The 14,236-nt window shown below is 63.0% G+C and carries 15 protein-coding genes; 11 read left to right on the top strand and 4 right to left on the bottom strand.

Features of this window, described 5'->3' with window-relative positions; translation table 11 throughout:
• Window positions 1-3 precede the first annotated feature (3 nt).
• Complete coding sequence (gene pdxH / locus AC4PTT_RS15260) at window positions 4-621, bottom strand: pyridoxamine 5'-phosphate oxidase (protein WP_283799254.1); 618 nt, start codon at window positions 619-621, stop codon at window positions 4-6.
• A gap of 80 nt (window positions 622-701) precedes the next feature.
• Here pdxH and AC4PTT_RS15255 point away from each other — a divergent pair, with 80 nt between their 5' ends.
• From AC4PTT_RS15255 to AC4PTT_RS15240, 4 genes are all read left to right on the top strand, one after another.
• Window positions 702-1,142 (top strand): RT0821/Lpp0805 family surface protein, encoded by a 441-nt coding sequence (locus AC4PTT_RS15255; RefSeq protein ID WP_206545843.1) that lies wholly within the window; start codon window positions 702-704, stop codon window positions 1,140-1,142.
• A 119-nt stretch (window positions 1,143-1,261) separates the two neighbouring features.
• Window positions 1,262-2,212, top strand: a complete 951-nt coding sequence (locus AC4PTT_RS15250; RefSeq protein WP_297563046.1) for a DnaJ C-terminal domain-containing protein — start codon at window positions 1,262-1,264, stop codon at window positions 2,210-2,212.
• Window positions 2,213-2,367: 155 nt separating this feature from the next.
• Window positions 2,368-3,186: an enoyl-ACP reductase FabI gene (fabI, locus tag AC4PTT_RS15245; RefSeq protein WP_113154515.1), complete on the top strand. Its 819-nt coding sequence runs from the start codon at window positions 2,368-2,370 to the stop codon at window positions 3,184-3,186.
• Window positions 3,187-3,303: 117 nt separating this feature from the next.
• Window positions 3,304-3,894 carry a histidine phosphatase family protein gene (locus AC4PTT_RS15240; RefSeq protein ID WP_206545845.1) on the top strand — a complete coding sequence of 197 codons (591 nt, stop codon included), beginning with the start codon at window positions 3,304-3,306 and terminating at the stop codon, window positions 3,892-3,894.
• Between the two features lie 3 nt (window positions 3,895-3,897).
• Here AC4PTT_RS15240 and AC4PTT_RS15235 read toward each other — a convergent pair whose 3' ends face one another.
• Window positions 3,898-4,146: a DUF1344 domain-containing protein gene (locus tag AC4PTT_RS15235; protein WP_113154517.1), complete on the bottom strand. Its 249-nt coding sequence runs from the start codon at window positions 4,144-4,146 to the stop codon at window positions 3,898-3,900.
• A gap of 201 nt (window positions 4,147-4,347) precedes the next feature.
• On the opposite strand from AC4PTT_RS15235, the gene aroC reads away from it, so the two are divergent.
• From aroC to AC4PTT_RS15200, 7 genes are all read left to right on the top strand, one after another.
• Window positions 4,348-5,448 (top strand): chorismate synthase, encoded by a 1,101-nt coding sequence (gene aroC / locus AC4PTT_RS15230; RefSeq protein WP_113156212.1) that lies wholly within the window; start codon window positions 4,348-4,350, stop codon window positions 5,446-5,448.
• An 11-nt stretch (window positions 5,449-5,459) separates the two neighbouring features.
• Window positions 5,460-6,563 carry a 3,4-dihydroxy-2-butanone-4-phosphate synthase gene (ribB, locus tag AC4PTT_RS15225; RefSeq protein WP_297558113.1) on the top strand — a complete coding sequence of 368 codons (1,104 nt, stop codon included), beginning with the start codon at window positions 5,460-5,462 and terminating at the stop codon, window positions 6,561-6,563.
• 141 nt (window positions 6,564-6,704) lie between these two features.
• The gene (locus AC4PTT_RS15220) at window positions 6,705-7,631 is read left to right on the top strand and encodes a histone deacetylase family protein (protein ID WP_492162618.1); all 927 of its coding nucleotides are present in this window, start codon (window positions 6,705-6,707) and stop codon (window positions 7,629-7,631) included.
• Window positions 7,632-7,634: 3 nt separating this feature from the next.
• Window positions 7,635-7,886 carry an exodeoxyribonuclease VII small subunit gene (locus AC4PTT_RS15215; RefSeq protein ID WP_113154519.1) on the top strand — a complete coding sequence of 84 codons (252 nt, stop codon included), beginning with the start codon at window positions 7,635-7,637 and terminating at the stop codon, window positions 7,884-7,886.
• A gap of 152 nt (window positions 7,887-8,038) precedes the next feature.
• Window positions 8,039-9,979, top strand: a complete 1,941-nt coding sequence (dxs, locus tag AC4PTT_RS15210) for a 1-deoxy-D-xylulose-5-phosphate synthase (RefSeq protein ID WP_492161560.1) — start codon at window positions 8,039-8,041, stop codon at window positions 9,977-9,979.
• 78 nt (window positions 9,980-10,057) lie between these two features.
• Window positions 10,058-10,792, top strand: coding sequence for a TlyA family RNA methyltransferase (locus AC4PTT_RS15205; RefSeq protein WP_475078942.1), 735 nt, complete (start codon window positions 10,058-10,060; stop codon window positions 10,790-10,792).
• Window positions 10,789-12,030 carry a class I SAM-dependent RNA methyltransferase gene (locus AC4PTT_RS15200; protein WP_206993743.1) on the top strand — a complete coding sequence of 414 codons (1,242 nt, stop codon included), beginning with the start codon at window positions 10,789-10,791 and terminating at the stop codon, window positions 12,028-12,030. The genes AC4PTT_RS15205 and AC4PTT_RS15200 overlap by 4 nt, the downstream gene beginning before the upstream one ends.
• Window positions 12,031-12,061: 31 nt before the next feature.
• On the opposite strand, the gene AC4PTT_RS15195 is transcribed toward AC4PTT_RS15200, so the two are convergent.
• Together AC4PTT_RS15195 and tldD are read right to left on the bottom strand one after the other, a co-directional pair.
• Window positions 12,062-12,760 (bottom strand): NAD-dependent deacylase, encoded by a 699-nt coding sequence (locus AC4PTT_RS15195; RefSeq protein ID WP_492161559.1) that lies wholly within the window; start codon window positions 12,758-12,760, stop codon window positions 12,062-12,064.
• 2 nt (window positions 12,761-12,762) lie between these two features.
• Entirely contained in the window at window positions 12,763-14,181 is a 1,419-nt protein-coding gene (tldD, locus tag AC4PTT_RS15190) for a metalloprotease TldD (RefSeq protein WP_492161558.1), read from the bottom strand.
• Between the last annotated feature and the right edge of the window lie 55 nt (window positions 14,182-14,236).

Here is a 14,236-nt window from a genome sequence, read left to right as displayed (position 1 = left end):
GGCTTACGGGTAGAGCCGTTTCGTCTGCCACGCGCCCTGATCGTCGCGGGTGAACACCACGCGGTCATGCAGGCGGAACGGACGGTCGTGCCAGAATTCGATCTGGCTCGGCACGATGCGGAAGCCCGACCAGTGCGCCGGGCGCGGGATTGCGCCCACGGCATATTTGGCCGTGTATTCGGCAACCGCCTTTTCCAGCGCAAAGCGGCTTTCCAGCGGGCGCGACTGTTTTGATGCCCATGCGCCGATGCGGCTTCCGCGCGGCCGCGAGGCGTAATACTCGTCCGCCTCCGCGTCGCTCACCTGCTCCACCGGTCCGCGAATGCGCACCTGACGGCGCAGGCTCTTCCAGTGAAAGCACATGGCCGCCTTTTCCGCGCTCAGGATTTCACCGCCCTTGGCGCTCTCGAAATTCGTGTAGAAGACGAAGCCGCGCTCATCGAACCCTTTCAGAAGCACCATGCGCACATTCGGCATTCCATCGGGATCGACGGTCGCCAGCGCCAGCGCATTGGGGTCGTTGGGTTCGGATTTCGTGGCGTCCTCGAGCCATTCGGCAAAGAGCCGAAAAGGCTCGCTGCGTTCGGTGAAGTCACCGGATTTTAACGTCTCGTCAATCATACTGGCTGCCTGGTTCGCGTTATCTACGGGGAGAATGCCGATTGTCGGGGGCAAAGCAAGCGCCAGTTCGGGGCAAGGCCTTGGCTCTGCGTGTTCTGCAGCGCTGTGTCGCGCCTGCAGCGGTGATTCTTCTGGCCGGGTGCAGTGTCTCGGCGCTTGATCCTGGAGCGCCGGATGTGGACCGTTCGGTTGTGACGGGTTCCATTGCGCCGGTGCCGATGCCGGAAAACTTCATGTCTCAACCCGTGAAGCCTGCACCGCTGCCGACAGGGACGGACGCCATGCTGCACGCCATGGTCGGCGGCATGGGCGACAGTCTCGACGGCGCGCCGCCTCTTTCCTGGGACGATCCGGAAAATGATGTGCGCGGCGTTGTCACCGCCATTTTCGATGACGAGACCGGCACCTGCCGCCGCTTCGTGACCTCGCGTGAAAGTTTCGATGGCGTCGGACTTTATCGCGGGACGGTCTGTCCAACGCCCGAGTTCGGATGGCAGATACAGGCGTTCGAAGCGGTTTAGCGGCTGTTTCGGGCGCGGGGTCTGGAATTTCTTCCTAGCCAGACGCATATAGTGAACAACACCCCGAATTCACGAACGTTTTGCCGTATAATGCGGAACGATCAGGAATAGAGCTGCACATGCGCAATCCATATGACGTGTTGGGCGTGGCCAAGAACGCCTCGTCCAAGGAGATAAAATCGGCTTACCGAAAGCTGGCGAAGAAGTATCATCCGGACCAGAAGCCGGACGATCCGAAGGCCAAGGAGCGCTTCGCAGAAATCGGGCAGGCCTATGAAATTCTGGGCGACGAGAAACAGCGCGGCGCTTTCGACCGCGGTGAGATCGATGCCGAAGGCAAGCCGCGTTTCACCGGTTTTGAAGGCGGGGGCGCGGGCGGTGATCCGTTTGGCGGTTTCCGGCGGTCGGGCCGGGGCGGGCCGGGCGCGCAGCATTTCGAATTCAGAAGCGGCGGTCCCGATGGGGCCGGTTTCAGCGGCGCGGACATTTTCAGCCAGATCTTCGGTGACGCTTTTTCGCAGCAGGGCGGACCTGCCGGTCAGGGACGGCGCGCTGGCGCTGGACACAAGCGCCCGAGCGGCATGGGCGATCTGAACGCGACGCTGGATGTCGATATCGAGGACGTTGCAAAGGCTTCCAAGGTCACGGCCATCTTCCCGGGCGGGCGGCGCATCGCGGTCAAGCTCCCGCGCTACGTGGAAGACGGCCAGACCATCCGCCTCAAGGGGCAGGGCGAGGAGACGCCGTTTGGCGAGCGCGGCGATGCGCTGGTCAAGCTGCGCTTCCGCAAGCACCCGCGCTACCGCGTTGAGGGCCGGGACCTGCATGTGGATCTGCCGGTGAGCCTGCGTGATGCGGTTCTGGGCGCGAAAGTGCCCGTTGAAACGCCGACGGGGCGGCTTGCGCTGACCATTCCGGCCTGGACAAGTTCTGACCGCACCATGCGTCTGAAAGGGCGCGGCCTGCCGCTGAAGACCGATGGAAACGGCGACCTTTACGCTCATATCCAGATCATGCTGCCGGAAGGCGGAGATCCGGCGCTTGAGGCATTGTTCCGCCAATCGGCTTGATGCCTTCGCCGGGCTGTGCGATAGGGCTGCCGGCTTATTTATATTGCGCGGTCGGGAATCGCCCGGTCGTGCTATGCAGGTAGTTGGAGTGATGAAGCGCCGCGCCTTCTGGTGAAAGCATGACGCTTCGGCAATTGAATTCGGAGAACCATTCCATGACAAGTGGCAATGGCCTGATGGCCGGAAAGCGCGGGCTCATTCTGGGTGTCGCCAACAACCGCTCGATCGCCTGGGGTATCGCCAAGGCGTGCGCCAATGCCGGCGCAGAGCTTGCTTTGACCTATCAGGGCGACGCCCTGAAGAAGCGCGTCGAGCCGCTGGCTGAAGAGCTGGGCGCGATCGTCGCCGGTCACTGCGACGTGACCGACATGGACAGCGTCGATGCGGTGTTCGAGAAGCTCGAGAAGGAGTGGGGCAAGCTGGACTTCCTGGTCCATGCCGTCGCTTTCTCCGACAAGGACGAGCTGACCGGCCGTTATGTCGATACGAGCCGCGACAACTTCCTGCGCAGCATGGACATCTCGGTCTATTCGCTCACCGCGCTTGCCAAGCGCGCCGAGCCGCTGATGACCGATGGTGGCTCCATCCTGACGCTCACCTATTACGGTGCCGAGAAGGTGATGCCGCACTACAATGTCATGGGCGTTGCCAAGGCCGCGCTAGAGGCGAGCGTGCGTTATATGGCGGTCGATCTGGGCGGCAGCAACATTCGCGTCAACGCCATTTCGGCTGGCCCGATCAAGACGCTGGCGGCTTCGGGCATCGGCGATTTCCGCTACATTCTGCGCTGGAACGAGTACAACTCGCCGCTCAAGCGCGTTGTCACCACCGATGAGGTGGGCGATTCCGCTCTCTACATGCTGTCGCATCTTTCGCGCGGCGTGACGGGCGAAGTGCTGCATGTCGATTCCGGCTATCACGTCGTCGGCATGAAGGCCGTGGACGCTCCCGATATTTCTGTCGTGACGGAGTAGATCGGCCTGCGTTCATTCGAACGCGCAAAGGACGATCCTAACCAGTGATGGAGCATCGGAATACCCGAAAGCCGGTTCCTGCTTTTCGGTCCGATGCTCCAAGTCAGAAGGCCCGCAGTGCTTCCCACCCTCTATATCATCAGACACGGCCAGACGGCCTGGAATGCCGAAGAGCGTCTTCAGGGGCAGGCCGATACTGATATCAATGCGGTTGGTCAGGTTCAGGCCGACCGTAATGGCATTCGCCTTGCCGATCTTCTCGATCACAATGCGGATGGCTTTGATTTTGTCGCAAGCCCGTTACGACGTACGCGCGAGACGATGGAGCGTGTGCGCGCAGGCCTTGGCCTGCCGCGCGAGGCATACCGCACCGATCCCCGGCTGATGGAACTGAATTTCGGCGACTGGCAGGGCTTTACCTATGCCGAGCTGGAAGCGGAAAATCCCGGCTGCACGGCAGCCCGTTCAAACGACAAATGGGGATTTGTCCCGCCGGGCGACAATGCAGAGAGCTATGAAAAGCTGGCTGAGCGCATCAAGCCGTGGCTCGGAGAGGTCACAGGGCCGACCGTCTGTGTCACCCATGGCGGCGTGATCCGCTCGCTTCTTTACCTGCTGGGCCATGCGTCCAGCGATGAAGCGGCTGCGCTCACCATACCGCAGGATCGCATCCTGCGGTTTGAGAGTGGTTCGGCAGACTGGCTGTAAGGCTCACTCGGGCAGAAGCATGTCCGTGATCTGCTTCACGCCATTGTCGACTTCCCGATAGGCGAGAACCACTTCCATGCCGGGCTGAATGGCGGAAACGTCCATCTCGCTCGGCAGCTTGTAGGTCTGGCCATTTTCAAGCGTGATGGTGAGATTGTCCGGGTCCACATTGCGAACCTTGCCCTCGGCGTCGAGGGCAAAGGCGGATGAGGCAAGCATTAATAATCCCACTGCCGCGGCGAAAATGCGCATTCCACACCTCTCGGATTTCTATGTGGCGCCCGTATCCGGGGCGCGAATCCCTTCAATTTTGTAAACCACCTAATTGTGTCAAAACTTTCGCATTAGGCAATCCGGTTTGACCGCACCCGCAAAGGCCAATAGAAGCGAAACGACCGGCTCTCGGGGACGCGCTCGATGGTCGGGCTGTCTGTTTTCTGGAAGCCTGCATTCATGTCTCACAACACATTCGGTCATCTGTTTCGTGTCACCACCTGGGGCGAGAGCCATGGCCCGGCCATAGGCTGCGTGGTCGATGGCTGCCCGCCCGGCATTCGTTTCACGCTGGCCGAGATCCAGGCCGAGCTCGACAAGCGGCGTCCGGGGCAGTCGCGTTTCGTCACCCAGCGCCGCGAGCCGGATCAGGTGAAAATCCTGTCGGGCGTGCTGCCGGATGAGGACGGCGAAACGCTGATCACCACCGGCACTCCGGTCTCCATGCTGATCGAGAATGTTGACCAGCGCTCGAAAGACTATGGCGAGATCGCCAGGCGCTTCCGGCCGGGGCATGCGGACTACACCTACGAGACGAAATACGGTCTGCGCGACTATCGCGGCGGTGGCCGTTCTTCGGCGCGCGAGACGGCGACGCGGGTTGCCGCAGGCGCGCTCGCCCGCAAGGTCGTGCCGGGCATGAATGTGCGCGCAGCGCTTGTCGCCATGGGCGAGAAGGAAATCGACCGGGCCAACTGGGACTGGGATTTCATCGGCAATGCGGACAATCCCTTCTTTACACCGGACCCGAACTCGGTTCCGGTGTTCACCGAATATCTCGACGGCATCCGCAAGGCGGGTTCGTCGGTGGGCGCGGTGATCGAGGTTGTGGCGGAAGACGTGCCGGCCGGTCTCGGCGCGCCGATCTACGCCAAGCTCGATCAGGATATCTGCGCCAATCTGATGTCGATCAACGCCGTGAAGGGCGTGGAGATCGGCAATGGTTTCGAGGCGGCGCGGATCACCGGCGAGGAAAACGCCGACGAGATGCGCATGGGCAATGACGGAACCCCGCGCTTTCTGAGCAACAATGCCGGCGGCATTCTGGGCGGCATCTCCACCGGTGAGCCCATCGTGGCGCGCTTCGCCGTCAAGCCGACCTCGTCGATCCTGACGCCGCGCCAGAGCATCGACAGGGACGGCAATGAGGTCGATGTTCTGACCAAGGGCCGGCACGATCCCTGTGTGGGCATCCGCGCCGTGCCGATTGCCGAGGCAATGGTGGCCTGCGCAATCGCCGATCATTATCTGCGGCACCGTGGCCAGACCGGTCGCATCTGAGGAGTTTTCCCATGCCCTATGACCAGAAGAAGGTCGTTGAAGCCCTGCGCGCCTTTGAAAAGGGCGAGATCGTTGTCGTCATGGATGATGACGGGCGCGAGAACGAGGGCGACCTGATTGTCGCCGCCGTGCACTGCACGCCCGAGAACATGGCCTTCATCGTGCGCCACACCTCCGGCATTGTCTGCGCACCCATGCCGCAGGGCGAAGCGCGGCGGCTGAACCTGACGCCGATGGTGGCCGAGAACGATGCGCCGCATTCCACGGCCTTTACCGTCAGCGTCGATTTCAAACATGGCACGACCACCGGCATTTCGGCTGATGACCGCACGCTGACCGTGCGCAATCTGGCGAACCCCAATGTCGGCCCCGGCGACTTCGTGCGACCGGGACACATTTTCCCGCTGGTGGCGCGCGAGGGCGGGGTGCTGATGCGTTCGGGCCATACGGAAGCGGCTGTCGATCTGTGCAAGCTCGCCGGCCTGCCGCCGGTTGGCGTGATCTGCGAACTGGTCAATGATGACGGCACGGTGATGCGTGGACCGCAGGTTTCCGCCTTTGCCGAGAAGAATGGCCTCAAGCAGGTGTCGGTCGCCGATCTCATCGCCTATCGCCAGCGTCAGGAAACGCTGGTGGAGCGGGTGGCGAGTTTTGACATCGACACGCCGAGCGGCCCTGCAAAGGCCCATGCCTACACGCTTCCCTGGGAAGCCATGCAGCATCTGGCCATCGTCTTCGGCGACATTCGCGACGGCGTCGACATTCCCGTGCGTCTTCACACCGAGGACGTGGTGACGGACGTGTTCGGCACGGAAGAGCGCCTGCGCGAGGCCATGGAGCGCATGAACGGCCTTGGCCGTGGCGTTCTGGTCTATCTGCGCGAGGGGTCAGTGGGCGTTGCCCATCAGAACCGCCGCCGTCCCGCCGGCAATGAGAGCCGCGAGGATCATGACGAAGCCCTGCGGCGCGAGAGCGAGTGGCGCGAAATCGGCCTCGGCGCGCAGATCCTGAAGGATCTGGGCATTTCCTCGATCAAGCTGATGGCCTCCCGCGAGCGCCATTATGTGGGGCTTGAAGGTTTCGGTATCGAGATCGCTTCGACCGACATCATGTAAGAAAAACAGCCCCAGGGGCTGTGGCAGCGGGCATGAAAGCTTCCATCCGGCCCAAAAGGCCGGGTGAAAGCCTGTTGACATGCGACCACTGCGCGAAATCCTGTCATGGCCAAGTTATGCTTTGGCAATTACAGTTATGACATGAACACCCGTTTCTACACGCATTCGATCTGCCGTGAGCACATCACACCACCCGGCCACCCGGAGCGGGCGGACCGATTACGGGTGATCGTGGATCGGCTCGACGACGAGCCCTTCACCTATCTGGAGCGGCTGGAAGCGCCGCTCGCCGATGAAGAGACCGTGCTCTACAAACATCCGCAGGAGCATCTCGACAAGGTGAAGGCGAACATTCCCGAAGAGGGGATGGCGCGCATCGATGAAGACACGATCATCAGTCCGAAGAGCTTTGAAGCGGCGCTGACCGCCATCGGCGGCGCGCTGGCCGGCGTGGACGACGTGTTTTCCGGCGATACCGGCAATGTGTTCGTGGCAGGTCGTCCGCCCGGCCACCATGCCGAGAAGAACCGCGCCATGGGGTTCTGCCTGTTCAACAATGCGGCTATCGCCGCGCGCCATGCCCAGAAGAAGCACGGCGCGGAGCGTGTCGCCATCGTTGACTGGGACGTGCATCACGGAAACGGAACGCAGGAGATTTTCTGGGACGATCCGAGCGTTCTTTACTGCTCCACGCACCAGATGCCGCTCTTTCCGGGAACGGGTGCGGCCCATGAAACGGGGGCGGGCAACATCTTCAACGCGCCGCTTGCCGCCGGCTCCGGTTCGGAGGTTTTCCGCGAGGCGTTCGACAAGGTCATTCTGCCGGCGCTCGACCGGTTTTCGCCCGATCTGATCATCATTTCGGCAGGCTTCGACGCGCACCGCCGCGACCCGCTTGCCGAGATCAATCTGGACGCCGAGGATTTCGACTGGGCGACGGGCGTTCTGATGGAGCGGGCCGATCGTTTGTCACAGGGTCGCCTTGTCAGCCTGCTTGAAGGTGGGTACGACCTGCAGGGACTTTCCGTGTCGGTCGCTGCGCATGTCGGCCGCTTGTTAAAGGGGTGAGAGATGGCCGAAGAAGCCAACAGCGACATCAAGGGCATGAGCTTCGAGCAGGCGCTCGAGGCGCTGGAGAAGATCGTTGAGGATCTCGAGCGCGGCGACGTGCCGCTCGACCAGTCGATCAGGATCTATGAGCGCGGCGAGGCGCTGAAGAAGCACTGCGACCAGCTGCTCAAGGCAGCCGAGGACAAGGTGGAGAAGATCCGCCTCTCACGCGAAGGGCAGGCAGCCGGCAGCGAGCCACTCGACGAAAGCTGAGTCCGGAAAATCCAAAATATCGGCAACCTCTGTACATTTGTTTGTGCGGAGGTTGTTTTGTATTTGCATCATGAAAAATTATGCTCCTTTGAAACTGTACTGTTTCATCGCATTGCGTTTACTTTGGATAGCTGACGTCCTATGTCGAAGCGATGCAAACAGCCGAGGTGACGCGCGTGAAATCGCCACCCGAGACTCCACTTCTCGATACGGTCGGCATTCCTGCCGATCTCAAACGCCTTTCCGAGGATGCGCTTCCTCAGCTTGCTGACGAGCTGCGCGCCGAACTGATCGACGTGGTCTCCAGGACCGGCGGGCACCTGGGCGCAGGGCTCGGCGTGGTCGAGCTGACCGTGGCGCTGCACTATGTGTTCGACACGCCCGATGACCGGCTGATCTGGGATGTGGGCCATCAGGCCTATCCGCACAAGATCATCACCGGGCGGCGCGACCGCATCCGCACGCTGCGGCAGGAGGGCGGGCTCTACGGTTTCACCAAGCGCTCGGAGAGCGAATACGATCCGTTCGGAACCGCGCATTCCTCCACCTCCATCTCCGCCGGTCTCGGCATGGCCGTCGCCCATGAGCTGGCTGGCGAAAAGCGCAATGTGATCGCGGTGATCGGCGATGGCGCGATGTCGGCGGGCATGGCCTATGAGGCGATGAACAATGCCGGCGCGCTCGACGCCCGGCTGATCGTCATCCTCAACGACAACGACATGTCGATTGCGCCGCCGCAGGGCGCGATGAGCGCCTATCTGGCGCGGCTGGCCTCCGGGCGGGCCTATCAGGGCGTGCGCGATTTCGGCAAGAAACTCACCTCCTATCTGGGCGAGGGCGTCGACCGCGCGATCACCCGTGCGGTGGAGCATGCGCGCGGCTATGTGACCGGCGGCACGCTGTTTGAGGAGATGGGGTTCTTCCACATCGGTCCCATCGACGGGCACAATCTCAAGCATCTCATCCCGGTTCTGAAGAATGTGCGCGACAATGGCACGGGGCCGGTGCTCATCCATGTGGTGACGAAGAAGGGCAAGGGCTATCCGCCCGCCGAAGCCGCCGCCGACAAATATCATGGCGTCAACAAGTTCGACGTCATCACCGGCGCGCAGGCCAAGGCGCCGGCGAACGCGCCGAGCTACACCAAGGTTTTCGTCCAGTCGCTCATTCAGGAAGCGCGCGAGGACGACCGGATCGTCACCGTCACGGCGGCGATGCCATCTGGCACCGGGCTCGACATGTTCGAGCAGGAGTTTCCCGAACGCACTTTTGATGTGGGCATTGCCGAGCAGCATGCGGTGACCTTTGCCGCCGGGCTGGCGACGGAGGGGCTGCGCCCGTTCGCGGCGATCTATTCGACCTTCCTCCAGCGCGCCTATGACCAGGTGGTGCATGATGTGGCGCTGCAAAACCTGCCGGTTCGCTTTGCCATCGACCGCGCGGGCTTCGTGGGGGCGGATGGCGCCACCCATTGCGGTGCGTTCGACATCACCTATCTGGCCAGCCTGCCGAATTTCGTCGTCATGGCGGCGGCGGACGAGGCGGAGTTGCGCCACATGGTGCGCACCGCCGTGGAACATGATCACGGGCCAATCGCCTTCCGCTATCCGCGTGGCAATGGCATTGGCGTCGAGATGCCGGAGCGCGGCGAGGTGCTGGAACTGGGCAAGGGGCGCATCATGCGCGAGGGCTCCAAGGTGGCGCTTCTCTCGCTGGGCGGCCGGCTTGAAGACTGCATGAAGGCGGCGGACGAGCTGGACGCGGCCGGTCTTTCCACGACCGTGGCCGACGCCCGCTTTGCCAAGCCGCTGGACACGGAGATGATTCGCCGGCTGGCGCAGGAGCACGAGGTTCTCATCACCATCGAGGAAGGCTCCATCGGCGGTTTCGGTTCGCATGTGCTCAATTTCCTGGCGCATGAAGGTCTGCTCGAAAGCGGTGTGAAGGTGCGGCCCTTGGCAATGCCAGACCGCTTTATCGGCCACGCCAAGCCGGAGCGCATGGTGGAGGATGCGGGCCTCGATGCCCCGGCCATCGTGCGCACCGTGTTTGCCGCTCTTGGTCAGCAGGCGGAGAGCGCTGCGCGCGCCTGAAAACGGCGGGTTTTGGTTGGCAGGCGCGCCACAGGCGGGTAAAGCACCCCAAATGCGCAATTCCAGCAGGACCCTCCGATGAGGCTCGACCAGTTTCTCGCAGAGCGAGGATTTTTCGACAGCCGCGCCCGCGCGCGCGACGCGATCCTGCGCGGCACGGTGATGGTGGACGGGAAACCGGCGAAAAAGCCGGGCCAGACGGTCGCGCCAACTGTCGAGATCGGTGTCGATGATCCGGCGAGCGCCTATGTATCGCGCGCGGCGCTAAAACTCCTGCGCGGCCTCGAGGTCTTCGGTTTCGATCCGAAAGGGGCCGAGGCGCTAGATATCGGTGCGTCGACCGGCGGTTTCACGCAGGTGCTTCTGGAGCGCGGCGCGGCCCATGTCACGGCCATCGATGTGGGCAGCGGGCAGATGGATGCCCGGATCGAGGGCGATCCGCGTGTCACGTCGCGCGAGGGCGTGAATGCAAGGCATCTGACGGCGGAAGACCTGAATGGCCGCGCGCCGGATTTTCTGGTGTCGGATGTGAGCTTCATTTCGCTGAAACTTGCCCTGCCGCCGGCACTCGCTCTGGCAGCGCCGGGCGCGTACGGTATCTTTCTGGTCAAGCCGCAGTTCGAGGCGGGGCGGGAAGCCATCGGCAAGGGCGGCCTGTTGCGTGATCCGGCGCGGGCCGATGAAATAGCGGCGGATCTGGAGAATTGGCTGGGGACGAACGCCGGTTGGCAGGCCGTGGGGCTTGCACCGTCGCCCATAGAGGGCGGAGACGGAAACCGTGAATTTCTTTTGGCCGGGCGCAGGAGCCGATGAGCGAAACTCTGACGATTGATCATCTGGGTGCACAGGGCGATGGCGTGGCGGTCACGCCGTCCGGGCCTGTCTATGTGCCGTTTGCGTTACCGGGCGAAGTGGTGGAAGCCGAAGTGCGCAAGGGGCGCGCCAGCAGGGTGAAGCTACAGCAGGCCGCACCGGAGCGCGCCGAACCCGTGTGCCGTCATTTCGCCGATTGCGGCGGCTGCGCGGTGCAGCATCTGGAACAGGAAGCCTATCGCGCCTGGAAGCGCGACAAGGTGGAGCGCGCGCTGCAGGCGCGCGGCATCGATGTGGCGGTGGAGCCGCTTGTCGCGTGTCCGCCGCAGACGCGCCGCCGCGTGACCTTCACCGCACGGCGTCTGGGCTCGGATATCCTGCTTGGCTTCAACGCCGCGCAGACGCACCGCATCGTCGTGATTGAGGAATGCCCGGTCGCCACGCCCGGCATCACGGGGGCGCTGGATGATCTGCGGGATCTGGCAAAGGCAATCGCCGCAACGCCAAAACCGTTCCATATGACGGTGACCGAGACGGTGTCCGGCCTCGACATAGCGGTTGTGGGCGCAGGAAAGCTTGGTGAAAAGCAGCGCCGGGCCGTGGTGGACATGGCGCTCTCAAAGCAGGTTTCGCGGCTGTCCGCCGATGGCGAGATCATCGTGGAAGGCAACAAGCCGGCCGTGCTCTTCGGCGGTGTGCCGGTGGCCATTCCGCCGGCCGGCTTTCTGCAGGCGACCGCCGAGGCGGAAAACGCCATGGCCGCACTCGTGGCGGGGCACTTGGAAGGCTGCAAGCACGTTGCCGACCTCTTTGCCGGCAGCGGCACGTTTGCGCTGCGGCTTGCGCAGAAGGCGCGGGTCTACGCTGCCGAGGGCGATGCAGCAGCGCTTGCCGCACTCGACAATGCCGCTCGGCAGTGGCCGTCGCTCAAGCCGGTGAAGGCGGAAAAGCGCGATCTCTTCCACCGTCCGCTTCTGGTCAAGGAGCTGGCGGATTTCGACGGGCTGGTTTTCGATCCTCCCCGCGCGGGTGCGGAGTTCCAGTGCCGGCAGCTTGCCCGCTCGACCGTGCGGCGCATTGCGGCGGTGTCGTGCAATCCGGGCACGCTGGCGCGGGATCTGGCGATCCTTGTCGAGGGTGGCTATCGTGTCACCAGCGTCACGCCCATCGACCAGTTCCTCTGGTCGCCGCATGTGGAAGCGGTGGCGCTTCTGGAAAAGAAGCCGCAGCGGCGATAAGGCGTTTCCGCCTGACTGAAGGATGCTCTGATCAGCCCTTCAGGAGCATGTCGACATAGGAAGGGACCACGCGGCTTGCCGGCCCGTGGATCGCCTCGTCGAAATCATCGAACGTGTCGGAGGGCTCGAGATTGAGCTCGATCGTGTGCGCGCCGGAGCGGCCGGCTTCCTGAACGAACTGTGCTGCCGGATAAACATTGCCCGACGTTCCGATGGACATGAAGAGATCGGCGGCGCGAAGTGCGGTGTAGATGCGTTCCATCTGATAGGGCATCTCGCCGAACCAGACGACATCCGGGCGCATGTGGCCGACCGCGCCGCAGGAAGGGCAGGGCGTCTCCACCGACATGTCGCCCTGCCAGGCAGTGCGCACCCCGCAATCGGCGCATAACGCGCTCAGATGTTCGCCATGCATGTGGATCAGGTTGGTGGAGCCTGCCCTTTCATGCAGATCATCGATGTTCTGTGTGACCAGAAGCACCTCGCCTTTGAACTCGCGTTCCAGCCGGGCGAGTGCGCGGTGCGCATCGTTGGGCTCAAGCCCGGCGATCCTGCGCCGGCGCATATTGTAGAAATCATGCACCAGAACCGGATTGGCGGCGAAGCCCTCGGGCGTCGCCACGTCGCGATAGTCGATCTTGGACCACAGACCGTTCCTGTCGCGGAACGTGTCCACGCCGGATTCGGCGGAAATGCCTGCGCCGGTCAGTATGACGATGCGCTCGAACATGATCAGGTCTGCGTGCCGCCGACGGTCATCTGGTCCATACGCAGATGCGGCTGGCCGACGCCCACGGGCACGCCCTGTCCGGCCTTGCCGCACATGCCGATGCCATTGTCGAGGCTCATGTCGTTGCCGACCATGGAAACGCGGTGCATGGCGTCCGGGCCATTGCCGATCAGCATGGCGCCCTTCACCGGCTGGGTCACCTTGCCGTCTTCGATCATGTAGGCCTCGGTGCAGCCGAACACGAACTTGCCGGATGTGATGTCCACCTGACCGCCGCCGAAGGAAACGGCGTAGATGCCTTTCTTCACAGAGGCGATGATTTCCTCGGGCGTCCTGTCGCCGCTGTTCATGTAGGTGTTGGTCATGCGCGGCATGGGCTCATGCGCATAGGATTCGCGCCGGCCATTGCCGGTGGCCGCCATGCCCATGAGGCGGGCGTTCTGGCGGTCCTGCATGTAGCCGACCAGCTTGCCGTCCTCGATCAGCACGTTGCGTCCGGTGGGCGTGCCTTCATCGTCGATGGTGAGGGAGCCGCGCCGTTCCGAAATCGTGCCGTCATCCACCACGGTCACGCCGCGGGCGGCGACCTGCTCGCCCAGAAGCCCGGCGAAAGCGGAGGTTTTCTTGCGGTTGAAGTCGCCTTCGAGCCCGTGGCCAACGGCCTCGTGCAGCATCACGCCCGGCCAGCCATTGGCGAGCACGATGTCGAACGTGCCGGCAGGCGAGGGGACGGCCTCAAGATTGACGAGCGCCTGACGCAGCGCCTCGCTGGCGGCGAACTGCCAGGAATCTTCTGCAAGGAATTCGCCAAAGCTCTTGCGTCCGCCCATGCCGTAGGAGCCGGTCTCCTGCCGGTCGCCATCGCCGACCATGACAGACACATTGACCCGGACGAGAGGGCGGATATCGCGCGCGATCTGGCCGTCGGCGCGCAGAATTTCCACATGCTGCCAGGAGGCGGCAAGCGAGGCCGAGACCTGGCGCACGCGCGGATCCTTTGCCCGCAACCAGCCGTCGATTTCCTGCAAAAGCTTCGCTTTCTCCTCGAAACCGGGCGAAACGATCGGATTTTCGTCACCGTAAAGCCGCTGATTCGTCCCGGCGGGGGCGGCGGCCAGTTTTCCGGAATAACCGTCCTTGACGGTGGAAACGGCATCGGCGGCGCGGCGCAGGGCCGCTTCCGACAATTCGCTCGAATGCGCGTAGCCCGAAGCCTCGCCGGCGACGGCCCGCAGGCCAAAGCCCTGATCGGTGTTGAAATTGGCGGTTTTCAGCCTACCATCATCGAAGACGAGCGCTTCTCCTTCCCGGTATTCGAGAAAGAGTTCCCCGTCATCCGCGCCGCGGATCGTGTCGGAAACGAGAGATTTGAGTCGTTCGGCCGAGCAGTCGAACGCATCAAGCAGCGATTTGGCGGTCATGAACAATATCCTGTCGAAACTCTCTTCCATTTAGGGAAGAGAGCGCGTGCAATCC

The organism is Nitratireductor sp. WH36-1, from assembly GCF_058725515.1.
This window is presented reverse-complemented; position numbering and strand designations above follow the sequence as displayed.

Coding starts and splice junctions, on each gene's coding strand:
- pdxH (WP_283799254.1), bottom strand. CDS start 621: ATGATTGACGAGACGTTAAAATCCGGTGACTTCACCGAACGCAGCGAG.
- AC4PTT_RS15250 (WP_297563046.1), top strand. CDS start 1,262: ATGCGCAATCCATATGACGTGTTGGGCGTGGCCAAGAACGCCTCGTCC.
- fabI (WP_113154515.1), top strand. CDS start 2,368: ATGACAAGTGGCAATGGCCTGATGGCCGGAAAGCGCGGGCTCATTCTG.
- AC4PTT_RS15235 (WP_113154517.1), bottom strand. CDS start 4,146: ATGCGCATTTTCGCCGCGGCAGTGGGATTATTAATGCTTGCCTCATCC.
- aroC (WP_113156212.1), top strand. CDS start 4,348: ATGTCTCACAACACATTCGGTCATCTGTTTCGTGTCACCACCTGGGGC.
- ribB (WP_297558113.1), top strand. CDS start 5,460: ATGCCCTATGACCAGAAGAAGGTCGTTGAAGCCCTGCGCGCCTTTGAA.
- AC4PTT_RS15220 (WP_492162618.1), top strand. CDS start 6,705: ATGAACACCCGTTTCTACACGCATTCGATCTGCCGTGAGCACATCACA.
- AC4PTT_RS15215 (WP_113154519.1), top strand. CDS start 7,635: ATGGCCGAAGAAGCCAACAGCGACATCAAGGGCATGAGCTTCGAGCAG.
- dxs (WP_492161560.1), top strand. CDS start 8,039: ATGCAAACAGCCGAGGTGACGCGCGTGAAATCGCCACCCGAGACTCCA.
- AC4PTT_RS15205 (WP_475078942.1), top strand. CDS start 10,058: ATGAGGCTCGACCAGTTTCTCGCAGAGCGAGGATTTTTCGACAGCCGC.
- AC4PTT_RS15200 (WP_206993743.1), top strand. CDS start 10,789: ATGAGCGAAACTCTGACGATTGATCATCTGGGTGCACAGGGCGATGGC.
- AC4PTT_RS15195 (WP_492161559.1), bottom strand. CDS start 12,760: ATGTTCGAGCGCATCGTCATACTGACCGGCGCAGGCATTTCCGCCGAA.
- tldD (WP_492161558.1), bottom strand. CDS start 14,181: ATGACCGCCAAATCGCTGCTTGATGCGTTCGACTGCTCGGCCGAACGA.